This window comes from Pseudomonas lini, assembly GCF_030812475.1.
GTDB lineage: Bacteria > Pseudomonadota > Gammaproteobacteria > Pseudomonadales > Pseudomonadaceae > Aquipseudomonas > Aquipseudomonas lini_A.
In genome coordinates this window covers 214,733-235,196 of the sequence record NZ_JAUSSR010000006.1, presented here as the reverse complement: position 1 = coordinate 235,196, position 20,464 = coordinate 214,733, and the positions used below count along the sequence as shown (strand labels likewise).

The following is a 20,464-nucleotide window of genomic DNA, read 5'->3' as shown; positions in this document are numbered from 1 at the left end:
CACACCGCTTTCGCGAGCAAGCCCGCTCCCACAGGGAATTTGTGTTTGTCGGGCTTCCCGCTACAGCCACCCATACTCAGCCATGGACAGCGGATCGCCATCGCCGATGATGAAATGGTCGAGTACCCGCACATCGATCAACTCCAACGCCTCCTGCAGGCGCTTGGTCAGCGTGCGGTCGGCCTGGCTGGGGCTGGTATTGCCCGACGGGTGATTGTGGCAGAGGATCAATGCTGCGGCGTTGTGGGCCAGGGCACGCTTGACCACCTGCCGGGGGTGGACGCTTGTGCTGTCGATCGAGCCGCGAAACAATGCCTCGAAGGACAGCACTTGATGCCTGGAGTCCAGAAACAGACAGCCGAACACCTCATGCGGCTCGTGGCGGAGCATCGACTTCAAGTAATCGCGAACCGCCTGCGGATTTTCCAGCGCCGGTTTCTGGCGCGCTCGCTCGGCCAAATGCCGCCGGCCCATTTCCTGTGCCGCCTGCAACTGAGCGAATTTTGCCGGCCCAAGCCCCAACTGGCTGCTGAACGCTGCCTGATCGGCCTCCAGCAGCGAGCGCAGGCTGCCAAACTGACTCAAGAGGTGTCGCGCCAGATCCACCGCGCTTCTGCCGGCCACGCCGGTTCGTAAAAAAATGGCCAGCAGTTCGGCATCCGAAAGACTCGCCGCCCCCAGTTCAAGCAATCTCTCCCGCGGCCGCTCGGCCGCGGGCCAATCACGAATACTCATAGCACCTCCCTGGAATATGGGCGCCGCTGTTCCGTAGCGGTCGCTGTGATATCGTAGCCCATCTTTTTTGCGGGCGATTTCATCCCTGGGGAGGGGGTATCGCCATGCAGTCATCAACGAAATGAAAGGCAGACCTATGCAGCGGCTGTATCGGAAACGCATCGTTCTGGGCGTCGGCGGTGGCATTGCTGCCTACAAAAGCGCCGATCTGGTTCGCCGCTTGATCGACCAGGGCGCCGAAGTACGCGTGGTCATGACCCGCGGCGGCAGTAAGTTCATTACCCCGCTGACCATGCAGGCCCTCTCCGGGCACCCGGTCCACCTCGACTTGCTGGACCCCGCGGCCGAAGCCGCCATGGGCCACATCGAACTGGCCAAATGGGCCGACCTAGTGCTGATCGCCCCCGCCACCGCGGACTTGATGGCCCGCCTGGCCCAAGGCATTGCCGATGACCTGCTGACCACACTGGTGCTGGCCACCGACGCCGTGGTCGCCGTTGCTCCGGCGATGAACCAGGCGATGTGGCGCGATCCGGCCACCCAGGGCAACCTGCAAATCCTCGAAGACCGCGATATCAAAGTCTTCGGCCCGGCCTCCGGCAGCCAGGCCTGTGGTGACGTCGGCCTGGGCCGCATGCTCGAAGCCATCGAACTCGCCCAGTGCGCAGCGGACTGCTTCCAGCGTCAGGCGCTGACTGGCAAACACGTGCTGATCACCGCCGGCCCGACCCAGGAAAACATCGACCCGGTGCGCTACATCACCAACCACAGCTCAGGGAAAATGGGCTTTGCCCTGGCCGAAGCCGCGGTAGAAGCCGGCGCCCGTGTGACGCTGATCACCGGCCCGGTGCACCTGCCGACGCCGGATCGCGTCACCCGCATCGACGTGGTCAGCGCCCGCGACATGCTCGCCGCGTGTGAAGCCGCGATCCCCTGCGACCTGTTTATCGCCTCGGCAGCAGTCGCAGACTACCGTCCGGAAGTCGTCGCCCCACAGAAACTCAAGAAAGATCCTACGAACGGCGACGGCTTGTTGCTACAGATGGTGCGTAACCCGGACATCCTGGCCTCCATTGCCACCCGCCCCGACCGTCCGTTCAGTGTCGGTTTCGCCGCCGAAACCGAACACCTGCTCGACTACGCTGCCCGCAAGTTGAAGGACAAGAACCTCGATTTGATCGTCGCCAATGACGTCGCCAACCCGAGTATCGGCTTCAACAGCGAAGAAAACGCCTGCAGCGTGATCGACCGCCAGTTACACGCCACACTTTTCGCCCAGACCAGCAAGAGCAAGATTGCCCGCCAGCTGATCACTTTTATCTCCGAACGTCTGAACCAGGTTTAATTTACATGCACGCTTTGCAAGCCAAGATCCTCGATCCCCGCATCGGTACCGAATTCCCGCTGCCGCAGTACGCCACGCCCGGTTCCGCCGGCCTCGACCTGCGCGCCATGCTGGAAAAAGACACCGTCATCAAGCCGGGCGAAACCCTGCTGATCCCTACCGGCCTGTCGGTGTACATCGGCGACCCGGGCCTGGCAGCGCTGATTCTGCCGCGTTCCGGCCTGGGTCATAAGCACGGCATCGTGCTGGGTAATCTGGTCGGTCTGATCGACTCCGATTACCAGGGCCCGTTGATGGTGTCGTGCTGGAATCGTGGTCAGTCCGATTTCAACATCGTGGTCGGCGAACGCCTGGCTCAGCTGGTGTTGGTGCCGGTGGTTCAAGCGCACTTCGAGATGGTCGATGAGTTCGTCGAAACCCAGCGCGGCACCGGTGGTTTCGGGCATTCCGGCAGCCATTGATCAGCACGCGATACCCAGGGTGAGGGATTTGTGTGGCGAGGGAGCTTGTCGGAACGCCGCACCGTCCCGCTTGGGTGCGCAGCGCCCACAAAATCCTGGGGCCGCTCGCAGCCCAGCGGGAGCAAGCTCCTCGCCACAGGGGCAATGTTTTCTGAAATTTGTACAAAATTCATCTGGAAGGTTTACGGCTCAAAATCAAGGGATTGGCCGGTGATTTCCTTGCAAATGCAGGTGGCATGGCCTTTACACACCACGAACTCTCTGCTGAAAACACCGTCATACCCTTCAGTTTGAGCCAGCCGGCGAGTTTTTCACCGGCAGGTCCAGCCACTTTCAAGATGGAGCATTCCCAGTAATGAGCACCCCGGCAAACGTCGCACCCAAGTTCCCCGACAGCATCTTCCGCGCCTACGATATTCGCGGCACCGTCCCGGAATTCTTGAACGCTGAAACCGCTTATTGGCTTGGTCGCGCCATCGGCTCCCAGAGCCTGGCCCAGAACGAACCCAATGTTTCGGTTGGCCGCGACGGTCGCCTGTCCGGCCCGGAACTGGTAGAACAACTGATCAAGGGCCTGGCGGAAAGCGGTTGCCACGTCAGCGACGTCGGCCTGGTGCCAACCCCTGCGCTGTATTACGCCGCCAACGTACTGGCAGGCAAATCCGGCGTCATGCTGACCGGCAGCCACAACCCGTCGAATTACAACGGCTTCAAGATCGTCATCGCTGGCGATACCTTGGCCAACGAACAGATCCAGGCCCTGCACGATCGCCTCAAGACCAACAACCTGAGCAGCGGCCAGGGCACCATCACCCAGGTCGAGATCCTCGATCGCTACAACACCGAAATCGTCCAGGACATCAAGCTCGCCCGGCGCCTGAAGGTGGTTGTCGACTGCGGCAACGGCGCGGCTGGCGTTATCGCCCCGCAGCTGATCGAAGCCCTGAACTGCGAAGTCATCCCGCTGTTCTGCGAGGTTGACGGTAACTTCCCGAACCATCATCCGGATCCGGGCAAGCCAGAAAATCTCGTCGACCTGATCGCCAAGGTCAAGGAAACCAAGGCCGACCTGGGTCTGGCCTTCGACGGTGACGGCGACCGCGTCGGCGTAGTGACCAACACCGGCAGCATCGTTTACCCCGACCGCCTGCTGATGCTGTTCGCCCGCGATGTCGTGGCGCGCAACCCGGACGCGGAAATCATCTTCGACGTCAAATGCACCCGCCGCCTGACCCCACTGATCAAGGAATATGGCGGTCGTCCGCTCATGTGGAAGACCGGTCACTCGTTGATCAAAAAGAAAATGAAGCAAACCGGGGCCCTGTTGGCCGGCGAAATGAGCGGCCACATCTTCTTCAAGGAGCGCTGGTTCGGTTTCGACGACGGCATCTACAGCGCCGCGCGTCTGCTGGAGATCCTCAGCAAGGAAAAATCCACCGCGGAAGAGTTGTTTGCGACCTTCCCGAACGATATTTCTACGCCGGAAATCAATATCCATGTGACCGAAGAGAGCAAATTCAGCATCATTGATGCATTGCACGATGCGAAGTGGGGCGAAGGCGCTGACCTGACCACCATCGACGGCGTGCGAGTCGACTACGCCAAAGGCTGGGGCCTGGTTCGCGCCTCCAACACCACGCCGGTGCTGGTGCTGCGTTTCGAGGCCGATGACGAGGCTGAACTGCAGCGCATCAAGGACGTGTTCAAAGTCCAGTTGAAGCGTGTTGCACCTGATCTCCAACTACCGTTTTGATTTATTGAAGCGCCCTTTATCGAAGTGCCGGAGCCCTGAATGACCCTCGAACGCGAAGCCGCCGCCAACACCGCCAAGGTCCTGTCCGAAGCGCTGCCTTACATCCGCCGCTATGTCGGCAAGACGCTGGTGATCAAATACGGCGGCAACGCGATGGAAAGCGAGGAGCTGAAAACCGGCTTCGCCCGCGACATCGTGCTGATGAAAGCCGTCGGTATCAACCCGGTGGTGGTTCACGGCGGCGGCCCGCAAATCGGCGACCTGCTCAAGCGCTTGTCGATCGAGAGCCACTTCATCGATGGCATGCGCGTGACTGATGCGCAGACCATGGACGTGGTGGAAATGGTCCTCGGTGGCCAGGTCAACAAGGACATCGTCAACCTGATCAACCGTCATGGCGGCAGCGCTATCGGCCTGACAGGTAAAGACGCCGAGCTGATTCGCGCTAAAAAGCTCACCGTGACCCGCCAGACGCCGGAGATGACCCAGCCGGAAATCATCGACATCGGCCAGGTGGGCGAAGTGGTCGGAATCAACACCGACCTGCTGAACCTGCTGGTCAAAGGCGACTTCATCCCGGTGATCGCGCCAATCGGTGTCGGCGCCAACGGCGAGTCCTACAACATCAACGCCGACCTGGTGGCGGGAAAAGTCGCCGAAGCGCTGAAAGCCGAAAAGCTGATGCTGCTGACCAACATCGCCGGCCTGATGGACAAGGCGGGTACGGTCCTGACCGGCCTGACCACCCAGCAGGTCGACGAACTGATCGCCGACGGCACCATCTACGGTGGCATGCTGCCGAAGATCCGTTGCGCGCTGGAAGCGGTACAGGGCGGCGTGGGCAGCTCGCTGATCATCGATGGCCGGGTACCGAATGCGATTCTGTTGGAGATCTTCACCGATACTGGTGTGGGCACCTTGATCAGTAACCGCAAGCGTCCGTAAGCAACACCTGCAAAAAGACCCCGCTCAGCCTGGCTGAGCGGGGTCTTTTTTTGCGCGGCACATCTGACAAACCGGCGGCGGCCCATTCGCCGACATCCCTGTAGGAGCTGGCTTGCCAGCGAAAGCGGCATACCTGACACCCTGCGTCGCATGGTTCGCCAGCAAGCCGGCTCCTACAGAATCAGACGCCGAACTGTGCGCGGTAGGCTTCAACTGCCGGCAGGTGTTGCTTGAGCTGCGGATCGTCAGCCAGGAACTCGAGCACCTGGTTCAGCGAAACAATGCTGATCACCGGGATGCCGAAGTCGCGCTCCACTTCCTGGATCGCCGACAACTCGCCGTTGCCACGCTCCTGTCGGTTCAGGGCGATCAGCACGCCCGCCGCCTTGGCACCCTCCTGGGAAGCAATGATCTGCATCACTTCACGGATCGCGGTACCCGCGGTGATCACGTCGTCGATGATCAGCACGTCGCCGGTCAATGGCGCGCCCACCAGGCTGCCGCCTTCGCCGTGGGCCTTGGCCTCCTTGCGGTTGAAGCACCATGGCAAATCACGCTCATGGTGTTCGGCCAGGGCCACTGCAGTGGTCGCCGCCAAGGGGATGCCTTTGTAGGCCGGGCCAAACAGTACGTCGAAGGGAATGGCGCTCTCGACGATGGCTGCCGCATAGAAACGACCCAGCTGCGCCAGGGCCTTTCCTGAGTTGAACAGGCCGGCGTTGAAGAAGTAAGGACTAGTGCGCCCGGACTTCAGGGTGAACTCGCCGAAGCGCAAAACGCCGCGATCGATGGCAAAACGAATGAAATCGCGCTGATACGCTTGCATGAAAAAAACCCCAAATACCACGGATTTAGCTAATTAGGTTGACGCCGTGTATCATACACGCACGCGATTTTTGGGGCCATTTATGCGGATCATCAGTGTGAACGTCAATGGTATTCAGGCTGCAGTGGAGCGAGGGTTGCTCAGTTGGCTGCAAGCACAGAATGCCGACGTCATCTGCCTGCAGGACACCCGCGCCTCCGCCTTTGAACTGGACGATCCAGCCTTCCAACTGGATGGCTACTTCCTTTATGCCTGCGAAGCCGAAGTTCCCGCCCAGGGTGGCGTGGCTTTGTATTCGCGGTTGCAACCGAAGGCAGTCATCAGCGGTCTCGGCTTCGAGACGGCCGACCGCTACGGGCGCTACCTGCAAGCCGATTTCGACAAGGTCAGCATCGCGACCTTGCTGCTCCCTTCAGGGCAGAACGGCGATGAAGACTTGAACCAGAAGTTCAAGCTAATGGACGATTTCGCCCGTTATCTGGATAAACAGCGACGCAAGCGGCGCGAGTACATTTATTGTGGCTCGCTGTACGTGGCGCAACAGAAGCTGGATATCAAGAACTGGCGCGACAGCCAGCAATCCCCGGGCTTCCTGGCACCTGAACGTGCCTGGATGGACGAGATTGTCGGCAATATGGGGTATGTCGATGCCCTGCGTGAAGTCAGCCGTGAAGGTGACCAGTACAGCTGGTGGCCGGACAACGAACAGGCAGAAATGCTCAACCTCGGTTGGCGTTTCGACTATCAGTTGCTGACCCCGGGCCTGCGCCGCTTTGTACGCAGCGCACGTTTGCCACGGCAGCCGCGGTTTTCGCAGCACGCACCGCTGATCGTGGACTACGACTGGACGCTGACCATTTAAGCGTTTTATCGCACATGCGAAAAAGCCGACATCACTGTCGGCTTTTTTGTGCGCGCTGAGTTTTCAATGTGGGAGCGAGCCTGCTCGCGATGGCGTCGTGTCAGTCACCCTATTCAGTGGCCGAAGGGACGCTATCGCGAGCAGGCTCGCTCCCGCAATGGATCTGCGTCGTGGCTACTTGATCAGCCGCCAGGTAAAGGGATACCGGTAAGGCACCCCTTCATTGGCCTTCACACCGCCGATGATCGTCAGCACCAGCGCACCGATCGCCACCAGTCCGATCAGGAAGAACCCGATGACCACCACCATCAGCAAGATGGAAATGGCGGAAGCAATCGCGACGGTGATCTGAAAGTTCAGCGCCTCTTTGCCCTGCGCATCGACAAACGGGTCCATCTCGCGTTTTATCTGCCACAGAATCAGCGGCCCGATCAGCGTACCGAATGGAATCCAGATCCCCAGCAGGGCGGACAGGTGACAAAACATCGCCCATTGCCGAACCTCTTTGCTCGGCGTGGGAAGCAGCTGTTGCTCGTCACTCATAACGTCCTCCTGCCTGGATCGGGTTCGATCAGTCGGCCAGTGCAGCCTTCTGCAGTTCGAAGATTTCGCTCATCCCTTTCTTCGCCAGTTCCAGCATGGCGTTCAACTCTTCAGGCTGGAACGGCGCACCTTCGGCGGTGCCCTGGACTTCGATGAAACCGCCGGTACTGGTCATCACCACGTTCAGGTCAGTCTCGGCAGCCGAGTCTTCCAGGTAGTCGAGGTCGAGCACCGGCTCGCCCTGATACATGCCGACCGAAACAGCAGCGATCATCTGCTTGAGCGGATCGCCACCTTTCAGGCCGCCGCGTTTCTTGATCACTTTCAAGGCGTCGACCAGTGCAACCATGGCGCCGGTGATGGACGCGGTGCGGGTGCCGCCGTCGGCCTGGATCACGTCGCAGTCGACGTACAGGGTGACGTCGCCCAGCTTGGACATGTCCAGCGAAGCGCGCAGGGAGCGACCGATCAGGCGCTGGATTTCCAGGGTACGGCCGCCTTGCTTGCCACGGCTCGCTTCACGCTGGTTACGCTCGCCGGTAGCGCGCGGCAGCATGCCGTACTCGGCGGTCAACCAACCCTGGCCCTGACCTTTGAGGAACCGCGGCACGCCGTTTTCGACGCTGACGGTGCAGATGACCTTGGTATCACCGAACTCGACCAGTACAGATCCCTCGGCGTGTTTGGTGTAGTTGCGGGTAATGCGGATCGAGCGGAGCTGATCGGCAGCGCGACCACTTGGACGTTTCATAGGGCATACCTGTACGGGGACGGAAAACTGCCGAGCATTATAGAGCCGCGGGCCGCGCCTGGGCACTTCTAAAAATTCCAGCCGACGACTGAAGGCCCGCAATAGAGCATAGCCGACGGCCTGCAGCTCTTTGTGACACGGTGTGTTTGGGCGCATCCGCCCCACTGCGCTACAATCCTGCGCCTTTGTTGCCTCTGGGCTTAAATTCATATTGATCAGGTAAGCGAAACCTTTGGTGACGCCTGAACCTGAATTGCGAGGTACCTCCATGGTGCACAGCATGACCGCCTTCGCCCGCGTCGAGAAAGCCGGTGCCCAAGGCACCCTGAGCTGGGAACTGCGCTCGGTCAACAGCCGCTACCTGGAGCCGCATCTGCGCCTGCCGGAATCGTTTCGCGACCTCGAAGGCGTGGTCCGCGAAGCGCTGCGCCAGGGAATCTCCCGCGGCAAGCTCGAATGCACCTTGCGCTTCACCGAAGAAAACACCGAGAAACCCTTGCAAGTGGACCGTGAGCGCGCGGCGCAATTGGTCGCGGCTGCCGAGACCATCGCCAGCCTGATCAAGAATCCGGCCGCACTCAATCCGCTGGAAGTGCTGGCCTGGCCCGGCGTGCTGGTGGGCGACGCCACCGACCCGCAAGCCTTGAGCGCCGAAGCGCTGACGCTGTTCAACGAAGGCTTGAAAGAGCTCAAGGCTGGCCGCGAGCGTGAAGGCGCGGAGCTGGCGCGCTTGATCAATGATCGCCTGACGTCCATTGAAGAAGATGTGGTGACCCTGCGTGTACTGGTCCCGCAGATGCTCGCGACCCAGCGTCAGAAAGTCCTCGACCGTTTTGCCGACATGAAAGCCGAAATGGACCCGCAGCGCCTGGAACAGGAAATGGTCATGCTCGCCCAGAAGAGCGACGTCGCCGAAGAACTGGATCGCCTGAGCACCCACATCATCGAAGTTCGCCGGGTGCTCAAGGCCGGCGGCGCGGCCGGTCGGCGCCTGGACTTCCTGATGCAGGAGCTCAACCGCGAAGCCAATACATTGGGCTCCAAAGCCTTCGACCCGCGCAGTACCCAGGCGGCGGTCAACCTCAAGGTGTTGATCGAGCAGATGCGCGAACAAGTACAGAATATTGAGTAAGGCAACCCCGACATGACCCACAGCACCGGCACCCTGTACATCATTTCCGCCCCTTCGGGCGCGGGCAAGAGCAGCCTGGTCAAGGCCCTGACCGACGCTGACCAGGAGATCCGCGTCTCCGTCTCCCACACCACCCGCGCCATGCGCCCCGGCGAAGTGAACGGCGTGAACTATCACTTCGTCGAACGCGGCGAGTTCGTGAAGATGATCGAGCACGGGGATTTCCTCGAACGTGCCGAAGTGTTCGGCAACCTTTATGGAACCTCGCAAAGCCACCTGCAGCAGACGCTGGACGAAGGCCACGACCTGATTCTGGAAATCGACTGGCAGGGTGCCGAACAAGTGCGCAAGCTGATGCCCCAGGCCCGTTCGATCTTCATTCTGCCGCCGTCCCTGGAGGCCTTGCACCAGCGCCTGACCAATCGCGGCCAGGACAGTGACGAGATCATTGAAGGCCGGATGCGCGAAGCCGTCAGCGAAATGAGCCACTACGTCGACTACGACTACCTGATCATCAACGACGATTTCGCCCACGCACTGCGTGATTTGCAGGCGATTTTCCGTGCCAATCAGCTGCATCAGAAGCGTCAGCAACAACGCAATGGAAAACTTTTGGCCGAATTGCTCGGCTGAACAGCTCTTCCCAAAAGTGCTTCAACGGCTTTACATTGGCACTTATAGCGCGTTGAAGAGGCCGGTAAAAAATCAGCGCTTCCCTAAACGCTGGTGATTTTTTAAACTGTCGAGTCCGCTCGCCCAACCGGGCAGCGCGCATATTGCATTCGCTCCGAGGAATACCATGGCCCGCGTAACTGTTGAAGACTGCCTGAACCACGTGGAAAACCGTTTTGAGCTGGTCATGCTGTCCACCAAACGTGCCCGTCAACTGGCCACCGGCGGCAAAGAGCCACTGGTTCAGTGGGAAAACGACAAGCCTACCGTGGTAGCGCTGCGTGAAATCGCTGAAGGCCTGATGAGCTACGAGTTCATCGCCAATGCTGAAATCGTCGAAGACGAACCGCTGTTCGCAGCGTTCGAGGACGAGTCCAACGAGGCTGTCTAAGCCATGCCTGGTCGACGTAGCACGGCGCGGGGTCACAACGAACGGCAGGAATTATCATGCCGAGCATAGACGCCCTCGCCGCTCGCTTATCGACCTACCTCGGCAAGGACCAGGTCAACCTGGTCCGCCGAGCGTACTTCTACGCCGAACAAGCCCACGACGGCCAGCGCCGCCGTAGCGGTGAGGCGTACGTCACGCATCCTCTTGCGGTGGCGAATATTCTTGCCGACATGCACATGGACCATCAGAGCCTGATGGCGGCCATGCTCCATGACGTGATCGAAGACACCGGGATTGCCAAGGAAGCGCTGCAAGCGCAGTTCGGCGAAACCGTGGCCGAATTGGTCGACGGGGTCAGCAAGCTGACCCAGATGAATTTCGAGACCAAAGCCGAAGCCCAGGCGGAAAACTTCCAGAAAATGGCCATGGCCATGGCGCGCGATATACGCGTGATCCTGGTAAAGCTGGCCGACCGCCTGCACAACATGCGCACCCTGGAAGTGCTGTCCGGCGAAAAGCGCCGGCGGATCGCCAAGGAAACCCTGGAAATCTATGCACCCATCGCCAATCGGCTGGGCATGCACGCCATCCGCATAGAATTCGAGGACCTGGGCTTCAAGGCCATGCACCCGATGCGTTCCGCGCGGATCTACCAGGCGGTCAAGCGCGCCCGGGGCAACCGCAAGGAAATCGTCAACAAGATCGAAGAATCCCTCAGCCACTGCCTGGCCATCGACGGCATCCAGGGCGAGGTCAGCGGTCGTCAGAAACACCTCTACGGCATCTACAAGAAAATGCGCGGCAAGCGTCGGGCCTTCAACGAGATCATGGACGTCTATGCGTTCCGGATCATCGTCGACAAGGTCGATACCTGCTACCGTGTGCTGGGCGCTGTGCATAATTTGTACAAGCCATTGCCAGGGAGGTTCAAGGATTACATCGCGATTCCCAAGGCCAACGGTTACCAGTCGCTGCATACCACGCTGTTCGGCATGCACGGTGTTCCGATCGAGATCCAGATCCGCACCCGTGAAATGGAAGAGATGGCCAACAACGGCATCGCTGCGCACTGGCTGTACAAATCCAGCGGCGACGAGCAGCCCAAGGGCACTCACGCCCGCGCTCGCCAGTGGGTCAAAGGCGTGCTGGAGATGCAGCAACGCGCTGGCAACTCGCTGGAATTCATCGAGAGCGTGAAGATCGACCTGTTCCCGGACGAGGTCTACGTGTTCACCCCCAAGGGCCGGATCATGGAGCTGCCAAAAGGCTCCACGGCGGTGGACTTCGCCTACGCGGTGCACACCGATGTGGGCAACAGCTGCATTGCCTGTCGGATCAACCGTCGTCTCGCACCGCTGTCCGAACCGCTGCAAAGCGGCTCCACGGTCGAGATCGTCAGCGCGCCTGGCGCACGGCCGAATCCGGCATGGCTGAACTTCGTGGTGACCGGTAAGGCGCGGACCCACATCCGCCATGCGCTGAAACTGCAACGCCGCTCCGAATCCATCAGCCTGGGCGAACGCCTGCTGAATAAGGTCCTCAATGGTTTCGACAGCTCCCTGGACACAGTCCCGGCCGAGCGCGTCAAGGCGATGCTGACCGAGTACCGCCTGGAATTGATCGAAGACCTGCTCGAAGACATCGGCCTGGGCAATCGCATGGCCTATGTCGTCGCCCGTCGCCTGCTCGGCGAAGGCGAACAGTTGCCCAGCCCGGAAGGTCCGCTGGCGATTCGTGGTACCGAGGGCCTGGTGCTCAGCTACGCCAAGTGCTGTACGCCGATCCCGGGCGACCCGATCGTCGGCCACCTGTCCGCGGGCAAAGGCATGGTCGTGCACCTGGACAACTGCCGCAACATCAGCGAAATCCGTCACAACCCGGAAAAATGCATCCAGCTCTCGTGGGCCAAGGATGTCACCGGCGAATTCAACGTCGAACTGCGCGTCGAGCTGGAACACCAGCGCGGTTTGATCGCCTTGCTGGCCAGCAGCGTCAACGCGGCCGACGGCAATATCGAAAAAATCAGCATGGACGAACGCGATGGTCGCATCAGCGTGGTCCAACTGGTGGTCAGCGTACACGACCGCGTGCACCTGGCCCGTGTGATCAAGAAACTGCGCGCCCTGACCGGGGTAATCCGCATCACCCGCATGCGCGCGTAGCCCATTCATTACAAGGAGTCATTCATGACCAAGACTGTTATCACCAGCGACAAGGCCCCGGCCGCCATCGGTACTTATTCCCAGGCGATCAAGGCTGGCAACACCGTTTACATGTCGGGTCAAATTCCTCTTGACCCGAAAACCATGGAACTGGTCGAAGGCTTCGAAGCCCAGACCGTCCAGGTGTTCGAGAACCTGAAGGCCGTGGCCGAAGCCGCCGGTGGTTCGTTCAAGGACATCGTCAAACTGAACATCTTCCTCACCGACCTGAGCCACTTCGCCAAGGTCAACGAGATCATGGGCAAGTACTTCGACCAGCCTTACCCTGCCCGCGCCGCCATCGGTGTCGCTGCCCTGCCGAAGGGTTCGCAGGTTGAAATGGATGCCATCCTGGTCATCGAGTAAATGCATACGGCGCAGCCCTCGATGGGCTGCGCTGCTGATGCTGCAGAAAAAAGCGTTCAGAAAGGATTCCACCATGCGCCAAGCGCTTGCTCTCTCGCTGATCGCCCTGTTCTTGGGCGGATGTGCCAGCAACCCCGCCGATCGTGACATCAGCGGCACCTGGATCAACCAGGTGGCGATCGATGCTGCATCCAAAGGCGGCCCCCTGCGTGAAGCGCTCCAGGCCTATGGTCCGAACCTGGAGTGGGACGTGAACACCAAGGCCAGTCAGGCCCGCTATACCAACGGTTTTGAAAATGTCGACGGCAAGCTGTTGGGCGAACAGTCCGGCGCCTGGAAAGTCGACTTTTATGGCAGCGCCGGTAGTGAGCTCAAGCGCGATGGCAAACAATTGAGCCAGGCCGCCAGCGAGAACGAGCCGGAGCAGGTCTTCGACCGCGCACAGGTTCAGGTGCCGGCGGGCGCACCACTTGGCGCCAGTTTCGAGCGCGCGCTGTATTCCTCGTATATGGGTGGCAGCTGGAAAGTCATCAACGGGCCCAGTGCAGGCAACACCGTGCAATTCCAGGCCGACGGCCAGGTTGCCGGTTTGCCGGGGGCGGATCGCTATGCCCTGTGCCTGGCCGGTGATTGCGCTTCGATGAGTGGCGGCAACGACAACATGTGGTTGCAACTGAACGGCCAGGGCAATACCTGGATCTTTGCGCGCAAGGGCAAAGAGCTGGAGATTCTGCAGGCCGTGAACACGGCGCAGGCTGACGAGATGCCTCAGTTCACGCCGGGTGAGCGCAAGTGGTTGCTGGAAAAGCAGTAACCCGATCTCACAGCCAACGCATGACAATGTAGGAGCCGGCTTGCCGGCGAAGGGGCCGTAACATTCAACATCACTGCTGACTGATACACCGTCTTCGCCGGCAAGCCGGCTCCTACAGGTGTTTCGAGTGCCCGGAGTTCAGCAGCGGCCTTCGAGAATCGCGGCATAGCCTTCGCGATAGCTTGGATACTTCGGCGTCCAGCCCAATGCCTTTATCCGGGCATTGCTGCACTGCTTGCTGCCCGTACGACGCACGCTCGCATCCTCAGCCCACTCCGTCACACCCAGATATTCACGTAACCAGTCCACCACTTGCGCCAGGGGTGCCGGTGCGTCGTCCACGCCGATATAAACATCGTCCAGCATCACACCGCGTCGATCCGCCTCCAGCAGAAACGCCAACAGCCCCGCCGCGTCGTCAACGTGAATCCGGTTGCCATACAACGGCGGATCGATCGCCACGCGATACCCTCGACGAACCTGGGTCAGCAGCCACTCACGGCCCGGACCATAGATGCCGGTCAGGCGCACGATGCTGGCGGGGATCGCGCTCTGCAGCGCCACTTGCTCTGCCTCCAGCATCAAACGACCGGAGTAGCCCGCGGCAATGGTCGGTGAACGCTCATCCACCCACTCCCCTTCCTGCTGACCGTAAACACTGCTGCTGGACACAAACAACACCCGCCTTGGCTGCTGGCCATGCTGCTTCAGCCAACACAGCACATGCTTTAATCCCTCGACATAGGCGACGCGATAGCCTGCTTCGTCGTGGTCGGTGGCGGCAGCGCTGTACACCAGATAATCCAGCGGACCGGTGGGCCAGTCAGCCGGGCACTGCTCGCTGAACAAGTCACCGGCAACACCGATGACCCCGGCCGGCAACCGCGAAACACTGCGCCGCAGACCATAAACTTGCCATCGTTCGGCCAGCAATTGCGTGGCCAAACGACTGCCGACATCACCGCAGCCGGCGATCAAAACAGTGGGCGCGGACATCAGAAAACTCCTTCGCAAAGCCACAGACTAGCGCCGGCAATGGACGAGCGGCTAGTAATGCAGGAAAAAAAGTTACTGTATTACTTTTGTTAACAAGAATTACTTGCAATAATGCCCACCACTTTTGTTCTCGGCCTCACGAGGCCTGGAAGAACATTTACCTTTTTCTTTCTCAGGTCCGGCCAGCATGACACGCAATCAATTCCCCGCTTCGCCAACCAAACGACCTCGCGCCTGGAGCGCGGTGGCCGCCCTGCTGCTTAGCCTGATGCTGGCGCCAACCGCCGCTTTCGCTGACGCACAAGCGCCAGCTTCCCCTGCCGCTACGGCTGCGGCCCCTGCCGATCAAGCACCCGCTGCCGCGACACCAGTCGCAACTGACCCGGCCCAAGCTGTAGATGCCACCGCCGAAGACGTCCCTGAAGTCCTCGAAGCCGACAACACCCTCGGCATGGCCCACGACCTGTCGCCATGGGGCATGTACCAGAACGCCGACATCATCGTGAAAATCGTGATGATTGGCCTGGCCATCGCATCGATCGTCACCTGGACCATCTGGATCGCCAAGGGCTTCGAGTTGATGGGCGCCAAGCGTCGTCTGCGCAATGAGATCGTCCACCTGAAAAAAGCCACCACCCTTAAAGAGGCCAGCGTGACCGCCACCAAGGCTGGCACCCTCGCCAACCTGCTGGTCCACGATGCGCTGGAAGAGATGCGCCTGTCGACCAACAGCCGCGAGAAAGAAGGCATCAAGGAACGCGTCGCCTTCCGCCTCGAGCGCCTGGTTGCAGCCTGCGGTCGCAACATGAGCAGCGGTACCGGGGTGCTCGCCACCATCGGCTCCACTGCACCGTTCGTCGGCCTGTTCGGTACCGTGTGGGGCATCATGAACAGCTTCATCGGCATCGCCAAAACCCAGACCACCAACCTTGCGGTCGTGGCACCCGGCATTGCCGAAGCGTTGTTGGCGACGGCTCTGGGTCTGGTGGCCGCGATTCCAGCAGTGGTGATCTACAACGTGTTCGCCCGCTCCATCGCCGGTTACAAGGCGCAGGTATCCGACGCGTCGGCAGAAGTCCTGCTGCTGGTCAGCCGCGACCTCGATCACCAGCCTGAGCGCAGCTCGCAACCGCACATGGTGAAAGTGGGGTAATCGGCCATGGGCCTGCATTTGAAAGAAGGCGCAGACGACGATCTGGCCGAGAACCACGAAATCAACGTCACGCCGTTCATTGACGTGATGCTGGTGCTGTTGATCATCTTCATGGTGGCCGCCCCGTTGGCCACCGTGGACATCAAGGTCGACCTGCCCGCTTCCACCGCCAAACCGGCGCCACGGCCAGAAAAGCCGGTGTTCCTCAGCGTGAAGGCTGATCAACGCCTGTTCCTCGGCGAAGAGGAAGTGAAGGCTGAAGCGCTCGGCGCTACGCTGGACGCCAGGACCAAGGGCAAGAAAGACACGACGATCTTCTTCCAGGCCGATAAGGGCGTGGATTATGGCGACCTGATGAGCGTGATGGACAACCTGCGCTCCGCCGGCTACCTGAAGGTCGGCCTGGTCGGACTCGAGACGGCAGCCAAGAAATGATCACGACGCGCCATAAGCTGACGCGTTACAGCGGGAGCCTGGCCGTGGTGCTGGGCGTCCATGCGCTGGCCATTGCGCTGGCACTGAACTGGACGTCACGCCCACCGATCGAGCTGCCGCCACAGGCGATGATGGTCGAGCTGGCGCCGGTTCCGGCCCCGCCACCGCCGGCACCGCCCAAGGTGATAACGCCGCCACAGCCACCCGCCCCGGTGGAAGAACTGCCGATCCCGAAACTGGCCGAAGCGCCGAAGGCCGAGATTGCCGTGCCAAAGCCGGTCAAACCCAAGCCGAAGCCTCAACCGCCCAAGCCTGTGGAGAAAAAACCGGAGCCGCCGAAGGAAAAACCTTCCGAGGAAAAACCGGCCGACACTCAACCGACCCAGGCACCGACGGAGAAATCCGCACAACCGGCACCGGGACCCTCGGCGGCGCAGCAAGCGGCCAAGGCCAGCTGGCAAGGCACCCTGCTCGCCCACCTGGCCAAGTACAAAAAATACCCGGCCAGCGCCCAGGCGCGTGGCAAGGAAGGCTTGAACCGTCTACGGTTTGTCGTGGATGGCGAAGGTAATGTGTTGTCGTTCGAACTGGTGGGCCGCTCCGGCAACGCCGATCTGGACCGGGCCACCCTGGAAATGATCCGCCGCGCCCAGCCGCTGCCCAAGCCGCCGGCCGACATGCTGACCAACGGCGCCATCGAAATTGTTGCACCCTTTGTTTACTCGCTGGAAAAACGCCGGCGTTAAACGCAATACAAACCCTGTGGGAGCGGGCTTGCCCGCGATGAGGCCGGAACATCCAACATCTTTGTTGAATGTCACACCGCTATCGCGGGCAAGCCCGCTCCCACAAGGTTATCCGCCAGCCGCAAGACTCGAATCACCAAAGGCACCGCAAGGTGCTTTTTTGCGGTCTGCCAGCGGCAAAACCGCATTGCCCAGTGTCACGCAACACCCCCAGTCTGATAACGTGCGTCTATCGATTGCAGCCGGTATGCTTGGCCCGCAACTTCATGGACGCTTGTTATGACCCTCACAGAATTACGCTACATCGTTACCCTCGCCCAAGAGCAGCATTTCGGTCATGCGGCCGAGCGTTGCCATGTCAGCCAGCCGACGTTGTCGGTCGGCGTGAAAAAGCTCGAGGATGAACTCGGTGTGCTGATTTTCGAGCGCAGCAAGAGCGCCGTGCGCCTGACTCCGGTCGGCGAAGGCATCGTGGCCCAGGCGCAGAAAGTCCTGGAACAGGCCCAAGGCATCCGCGAACTGGCCCAGGCTGGCAAGAACCAGCTGACCGCGCCGCTGAAAGTCGGTGCCATCTACACGGTCGGCCCGTATCTTTTTCCGCACCTGATTCCGCAACTGCACCGGGTCGCCCCGCAGATGCCGTTGTACATCGAAGAAAACTTCACCCACGTGCTACGCGACAAACTGCGCAACGGCGAGCTCGACGCGATCATCATCGCCTTGCCGTTCAACGAAGCCGACGTGCTGACCTTGCCGCTCTACGACGAGCCGTTCTACGTCCTGATGCCGGCCCAGCACCCGTGGACGCAAAAGGACTCCATCGATGCCGCCCTGCTCAACGACAAGAGCTTGCTGCTGCTCGGCGAAGGCCACTGTTTCCGCGATCAGGTGCTGGAAGCCTGCCCGACCCTGGCCAAGGGCAACGACGGCGCCAAGCACACCACAGTGGAATCCAGCTCGCTGGAAACCATTCGCCACATGGTCGCTTCCGGCCTGGGCATCTCGATCCTGCCGCTCTCGGCCGTGGACAGCCATCACTACGCACCCGGCGTGATCGAAGTGCGCCCGTTGTCGCCCCCGGTGCCGTTCCGCACCGTGGCCATCGCCTGGCGCGCGAGCTTCCCGCGGCCCAAAGCCATCGAGATCCTCGCTGACTCCATTCGCCTGTGCTCGGTGGCCAAGCCGCCAGCGCCGGTAGTTGCCGGTTAAGCCGCAGCCATGACCGAGTTGTCGCAAGTGTCGGTGACCGCACTCAAGGGTGTCGGCGAAGCCATGGCGGAAAAACTGGCCAAGGTCGGCCTGGAAAATCTCCAGGACGTGCTGTTTCACCTGCCACTGCGTTACCAGGACCGTACCCGCGTGGTGCCGATCGGCCACTTGCGGCCCGGACAAGACGCCGTGATCGAAGGCACCGTCAGCGGCGCGGACGTGGTCATGGGCCGACGCCGCAGCCTGGTGGTGCGATTGCAGGATGGCACCGGCGGGCTCAGCCTGCGCTTCTACCATTTCAGCAATGCCCAGAAAGAAGGCCTCAAGCGTGGCACGCGGATTCGCTGCTACGGCGAGGCACGGCCCGGGGCGTCGGGGCTGGAGATCTACCACCCGGAATACCGCGCCATCACCGGCGACGAGCCGCCGCCCGTGGATGAAACCCTGACCCCGGTCTATCCACTCACCGAAGGCCTGACACAGCAGCGCCTGCGCCAACTGTGCATGCAAACCCTGACGATGCTCGGCCCGACCAGCCTGCCCGACTGGCTGCCGACCGAACTGGCGCGGGACTATCAACTGGCGCCGCTGGCCGATGCGATCCGCTACCTGCATCACCCGCCGGCCGATGCCGATGTCGACGAGCTCGCCCTGGGTCATCACTGGGCACAGCACCGTCTGGCCTTCGAGGAACTGCTGACGCATCAACTGTCCCAGCAGCGATTGCGCGAGAGCATGCGCTCCTTGCGTGCGCCGGCGATGCCGAAAGCGACGAAACTGCCGGCCAGATACCTGGCCAACCTGGGCTTTACCCCGACCGGCGCCCAGCAACGGGTCGGCAACGAAATTGCCTACGACCTCAGTCAGCACGAACCGATGCTCCGGCTGATTCAGGGCGACGTCGGCGCGGGTAAAACCGTGGTCGCCGCCCTCGCCGCCTTGCAGGCGCTGGAAGCCGGTTATCAAGTGGCGCTGATGGCACCCACCGAAATCCTCGCCGAGCAGCACTTCATCACCTTCAAGCGCTGGCTCGAACCGCTGGGCATCGAAGTGGCGTGGCTTGCCGGCAAACTCAAGGGCAAGAACCGCGTGACTGCCCTGGAACAGATCGCCAGTGGCACACCCATGGTGGTCGGCACCCACGCGCTGTTCCAGGACGAAGTGCAGTTCAAGAACCTCGCACTGGCGATCATTGACGAACAGCACCGTTTCGGCGTGCAACAGCGCCTGGCGTTGCGGCAGAAAGGCGTCGGCGGGCGGATGTGCCCGCATCAGCTGATCATGACCGCCACCCCGATTCCAAGGACGCTGGCCATGAGCGCCTACGCCGACCTCGACACCTCTATCCTCGACGAACTCCCACCCGGTCGCACACCGGTGAACACGGTGCTGGTCACCGACACCCGACGGGTCGAAGTCATTGAACGGGTGCGCGGCGCCTGTGCCGAAGGGCGCCAGGCCTATTGGGTGTGTACGCTGATCGAAGAGTCGGAAGAGCTGACCTGCCAAGCCGCCGAAACCACCTATGAAGACCTCACCGCCGCCCTTGGCGAGTTGAAGGTCGGGCTGATCCACGGCCGCATGAAGCCCGCCGAGAAAGCCGCCGTCATGGCCGAATTCAAGGCCGCGAACCTGCAACTGCTGGTCGCAACCACTGTGATTGAAGTCGGCGTCGACGTGCCCAACGCCAGCCTGATGATCATCGAAAACCCCGAACGCCTCGGCCTCGCCCAACTGCACCAGCTGCGCGGGCGCGTCGGTCGGGGCAGTGCCGCCAGCCATTGCGTATTGCTCTACCACCCACCACTGTCACAGATCGGTCGTCAGCGCCTGGGCATCATGCGCGAAACCAACGACGGGTTTGTCATCGCCGAAAAAGACCTTGAACTGCGCGGCCCTGGCGAAATGCTCGGCACGCGCCAGACCGGCCTGCTGCAATTCAAAGTCGCCGACCTGATGCGCGACGCCGACCTGTTGCCTGCAGTGCGCGACGCTGCGCAGGCGCTGCTGGAGCGCTGGCCCGATCACGTCAGCCCGCTGCTCGACCGCTGGCTGCGTCACGGGCAGCAATACGGCCAAGTGTGAGCAGCGTCGCAGTTTCCGGTCCGGCGTGTTACACATGATGGCT

20 protein-coding genes and 1 pseudogene are annotated in these 20,464 nt (G+C 61.1%); 16 read left to right on the top strand and 5 right to left on the bottom strand.

The features are described 5' to 3' along the window. Positions 1 to 60: 60 nt before the first annotated feature. A complete protein-coding gene (radC, locus tag J2W17_RS13750; RefSeq protein WP_307334697.1) occupies positions 61 to 735 on the bottom strand; it encodes a RadC family protein in 675 nt (224 codons plus the stop codon). Between the two features lie 136 nt (positions 736 to 871). Between radC and coaBC the strand changes: the two genes are divergently transcribed. The 4 genes and pseudogenes from coaBC to argB all read left to right on the top strand — a co-directional run bounded on the left by coaBC (position 872) and on the right by argB (position 5,239). Further along, a complete protein-coding gene (gene coaBC, locus J2W17_RS13745; protein ID WP_307334958.1) occupies positions 872 to 2,080 on the top strand; it encodes a bifunctional phosphopantothenoylcysteine decarboxylase/phosphopantothenate--cysteine ligase CoaBC in 1,209 nt (402 codons plus the stop codon). Between the two features lie 5 nt (positions 2,081 to 2,085). Next, positions 2,086 to 2,541 carry a dUTP diphosphatase gene (gene dut / locus J2W17_RS13740; protein WP_307334695.1) on the top strand — a complete coding sequence of 152 codons (456 nt, stop codon included), beginning with the start codon at positions 2,086 to 2,088 and terminating at the stop codon, positions 2,539 to 2,541. Between the two features lie 349 nt (positions 2,542 to 2,890). Further along, a pseudogene (locus J2W17_RS13735) lies at positions 2,891 to 4,294 on the top strand (phosphomannomutase/phosphoglucomutase); the annotation flags it as partial. 39 nt (positions 4,295 to 4,333) lie between these two features. Beyond that, entirely contained in the window at positions 4,334 to 5,239 is a 906-nt protein-coding gene (gene argB, locus J2W17_RS13730) for an acetylglutamate kinase (RefSeq protein WP_307334693.1), read from the top strand. Positions 5,240 to 5,420: 181 nt separating this feature from the next. Here argB and pyrE read toward each other — a convergent pair whose 3' ends face one another. Further along, a complete protein-coding gene (gene pyrE / locus J2W17_RS13725) occupies positions 5,421 to 6,065 on the bottom strand; it encodes an orotate phosphoribosyltransferase (protein ID WP_307334691.1) in 645 nt (214 codons plus the stop codon). Between the two features lie 82 nt (positions 6,066 to 6,147). Here pyrE and J2W17_RS13720 point away from each other — a divergent pair, with 82 nt between their 5' ends. After that, entirely contained in the window at positions 6,148 to 6,927 is a 780-nt protein-coding gene (locus J2W17_RS13720; RefSeq protein WP_007934608.1) for an exodeoxyribonuclease III, read from the top strand. Positions 6,928 to 7,101: 174 nt separating this feature from the next. Here the strand turns inward: J2W17_RS13720 and J2W17_RS13715 are convergent, their stop codons facing one another. Further along, a complete protein-coding gene (locus J2W17_RS13715) occupies positions 7,102 to 7,470 on the bottom strand; it encodes a DUF4870 domain-containing protein (RefSeq protein ID WP_307334689.1) in 369 nt (122 codons plus the stop codon). Positions 7,471 to 7,498: 28 nt separating this feature from the next. Continuing rightward, positions 7,499 to 8,221: a ribonuclease PH gene (gene rph / locus J2W17_RS13710; protein ID WP_046045041.1), complete on the bottom strand. Its 723-nt coding sequence runs from the start codon at positions 8,219 to 8,221 to the stop codon at positions 7,499 to 7,501. Positions 8,222 to 8,489: 268 nt separating this feature from the next. Between rph and J2W17_RS13705 the strand changes: the two genes are divergently transcribed. The 6 genes from J2W17_RS13705 (at position 8,490) to J2W17_RS13680 (ending at position 13,797) form a co-directional block, all read left to right on the top strand. Beyond that, positions 8,490 to 9,353, top strand: coding sequence for a YicC/YloC family endoribonuclease (locus J2W17_RS13705; RefSeq protein ID WP_307334684.1), 864 nt, complete (start codon positions 8,490 to 8,492; stop codon positions 9,351 to 9,353). A gap of 12 nt (positions 9,354 to 9,365) precedes the next feature. After that, positions 9,366 to 9,986 carry a guanylate kinase gene (gene gmk, locus J2W17_RS13700; RefSeq protein ID WP_307334682.1) on the top strand — a complete coding sequence of 207 codons (621 nt, stop codon included), beginning with the start codon at positions 9,366 to 9,368 and terminating at the stop codon, positions 9,984 to 9,986. Positions 9,987 to 10,152: 166 nt separating this feature from the next. Beyond that, entirely contained in the window at positions 10,153 to 10,416 is a 264-nt protein-coding gene (gene rpoZ, locus J2W17_RS13695) for a DNA-directed RNA polymerase subunit omega (protein WP_007894670.1), read from the top strand. A gap of 56 nt (positions 10,417 to 10,472) precedes the next feature. Beyond that, positions 10,473 to 12,578 (top strand): bifunctional GTP diphosphokinase/guanosine-3',5'-bis pyrophosphate 3'-pyrophosphohydrolase, encoded by a 2,106-nt coding sequence (gene spoT, locus J2W17_RS13690; RefSeq protein ID WP_307334679.1) that lies wholly within the window; start codon positions 10,473 to 10,475, stop codon positions 12,576 to 12,578. Positions 12,579 to 12,602: 24 nt separating this feature from the next. Then, positions 12,603 to 12,983: a RidA family protein gene (locus J2W17_RS13685; RefSeq protein WP_003229509.1), complete on the top strand. Its 381-nt coding sequence runs from the start codon at positions 12,603 to 12,605 to the stop codon at positions 12,981 to 12,983. A gap of 73 nt (positions 12,984 to 13,056) precedes the next feature. Next, a complete protein-coding gene (locus J2W17_RS13680; protein WP_307334676.1) occupies positions 13,057 to 13,797 on the top strand; it encodes a hypothetical protein in 741 nt (246 codons plus the stop codon). Between the two features lie 138 nt (positions 13,798 to 13,935). Here the strand turns inward: J2W17_RS13680 and J2W17_RS13675 are convergent, their stop codons facing one another. Then, the gene (locus J2W17_RS13675; RefSeq protein ID WP_307334674.1) at positions 13,936 to 14,793 is read right to left on the bottom strand and encodes an SDR family oxidoreductase; all 858 of its coding nucleotides are present in this window, start codon (positions 14,791 to 14,793) and stop codon (positions 13,936 to 13,938) included. Positions 14,794 to 14,980: 187 nt separating this feature from the next. Between J2W17_RS13675 and exbB the strand changes: the two genes are divergently transcribed. From exbB to recG, 5 genes are all read left to right on the top strand, one after another. Continuing rightward, positions 14,981 to 15,946 (top strand): tonB-system energizer ExbB, encoded by a 966-nt coding sequence (gene exbB / locus J2W17_RS13670; RefSeq protein ID WP_307334672.1) that lies wholly within the window; start codon positions 14,981 to 14,983, stop codon positions 15,944 to 15,946. Between the two features lie 6 nt (positions 15,947 to 15,952). Next, positions 15,953 to 16,381, top strand: a complete 429-nt coding sequence (exbD, locus tag J2W17_RS13665) for a TonB system transport protein ExbD (protein WP_150745142.1) — start codon at positions 15,953 to 15,955, stop codon at positions 16,379 to 16,381. After that, positions 16,378 to 17,127 carry an energy transducer TonB family protein gene (locus J2W17_RS13660; protein ID WP_307334669.1) on the top strand — a complete coding sequence of 250 codons (750 nt, stop codon included), beginning with the start codon at positions 16,378 to 16,380 and terminating at the stop codon, positions 17,125 to 17,127. The genes exbD and J2W17_RS13660 overlap by 4 nt, the downstream gene beginning before the upstream one ends. Before the next feature lie 279 nt (positions 17,128 to 17,406). Then, the gene (locus J2W17_RS13655) at positions 17,407 to 18,336 is read left to right on the top strand and encodes a hydrogen peroxide-inducible genes activator (RefSeq protein WP_307334667.1); all 930 of its coding nucleotides are present in this window, start codon (positions 17,407 to 17,409) and stop codon (positions 18,334 to 18,336) included. A 9-nt stretch (positions 18,337 to 18,345) separates the two neighbouring features. Beyond that, positions 18,346 to 20,421: an ATP-dependent DNA helicase RecG gene (gene recG, locus J2W17_RS13650; protein ID WP_307334665.1), complete on the top strand. Its 2,076-nt coding sequence runs from the start codon at positions 18,346 to 18,348 to the stop codon at positions 20,419 to 20,421. The last annotated feature ends 43 nt before the right edge of the window (positions 20,422 to 20,464 follow it).

Coding starts and splice junctions, on each gene's coding strand:
- radC (WP_307334697.1), bottom strand. CDS start 735: ATGAGTATTCGTGATTGGCCCGCGGCCGAGCGGCCGCGGGAGAGATTG.
- coaBC (WP_307334958.1), top strand. CDS start 872: ATGCAGCGGCTGTATCGGAAACGCATCGTTCTGGGCGTCGGCGGTGGC.
- dut (WP_307334695.1), top strand. CDS start 2,086: ATGCACGCTTTGCAAGCCAAGATCCTCGATCCCCGCATCGGTACCGAA.
- argB (WP_307334693.1), top strand. CDS start 4,334: ATGACCCTCGAACGCGAAGCCGCCGCCAACACCGCCAAGGTCCTGTCC.
- pyrE (WP_307334691.1), bottom strand. CDS start 6,065: ATGCAAGCGTATCAGCGCGATTTCATTCGTTTTGCCATCGATCGCGGC.
- J2W17_RS13720 (WP_007934608.1), top strand. CDS start 6,148: ATGCGGATCATCAGTGTGAACGTCAATGGTATTCAGGCTGCAGTGGAG.
- J2W17_RS13715 (WP_307334689.1), bottom strand. CDS start 7,470: ATGAGTGACGAGCAACAGCTGCTTCCCACGCCGAGCAAAGAGGTTCGG.
- rph (WP_046045041.1), bottom strand. CDS start 8,221: ATGAAACGTCCAAGTGGTCGCGCTGCCGATCAGCTCCGCTCGATCCGC.
- J2W17_RS13705 (WP_307334684.1), top strand. CDS start 8,490: ATGGTGCACAGCATGACCGCCTTCGCCCGCGTCGAGAAAGCCGGTGCC.
- gmk (WP_307334682.1), top strand. CDS start 9,366: ATGACCCACAGCACCGGCACCCTGTACATCATTTCCGCCCCTTCGGGC.
- rpoZ (WP_007894670.1), top strand. CDS start 10,153: ATGGCCCGCGTAACTGTTGAAGACTGCCTGAACCACGTGGAAAACCGT.
- spoT (WP_307334679.1), top strand. CDS start 10,473: ATGCCGAGCATAGACGCCCTCGCCGCTCGCTTATCGACCTACCTCGGC.
- J2W17_RS13685 (WP_003229509.1), top strand. CDS start 12,603: ATGACCAAGACTGTTATCACCAGCGACAAGGCCCCGGCCGCCATCGGT.
- J2W17_RS13680 (WP_307334676.1), top strand. CDS start 13,057: ATGCGCCAAGCGCTTGCTCTCTCGCTGATCGCCCTGTTCTTGGGCGGA.
- J2W17_RS13675 (WP_307334674.1), bottom strand. CDS start 14,793: ATGTCCGCGCCCACTGTTTTGATCGCCGGCTGCGGTGATGTCGGCAGT.
- exbB (WP_307334672.1), top strand. CDS start 14,981: ATGACACGCAATCAATTCCCCGCTTCGCCAACCAAACGACCTCGCGCC.
- exbD (WP_150745142.1), top strand. CDS start 15,953: ATGGGCCTGCATTTGAAAGAAGGCGCAGACGACGATCTGGCCGAGAAC.
- J2W17_RS13660 (WP_307334669.1), top strand. CDS start 16,378: ATGATCACGACGCGCCATAAGCTGACGCGTTACAGCGGGAGCCTGGCC.
- J2W17_RS13655 (WP_307334667.1), top strand. CDS start 17,407: ATGACCCTCACAGAATTACGCTACATCGTTACCCTCGCCCAAGAGCAG.
- recG (WP_307334665.1), top strand. CDS start 18,346: ATGACCGAGTTGTCGCAAGTGTCGGTGACCGCACTCAAGGGTGTCGGC.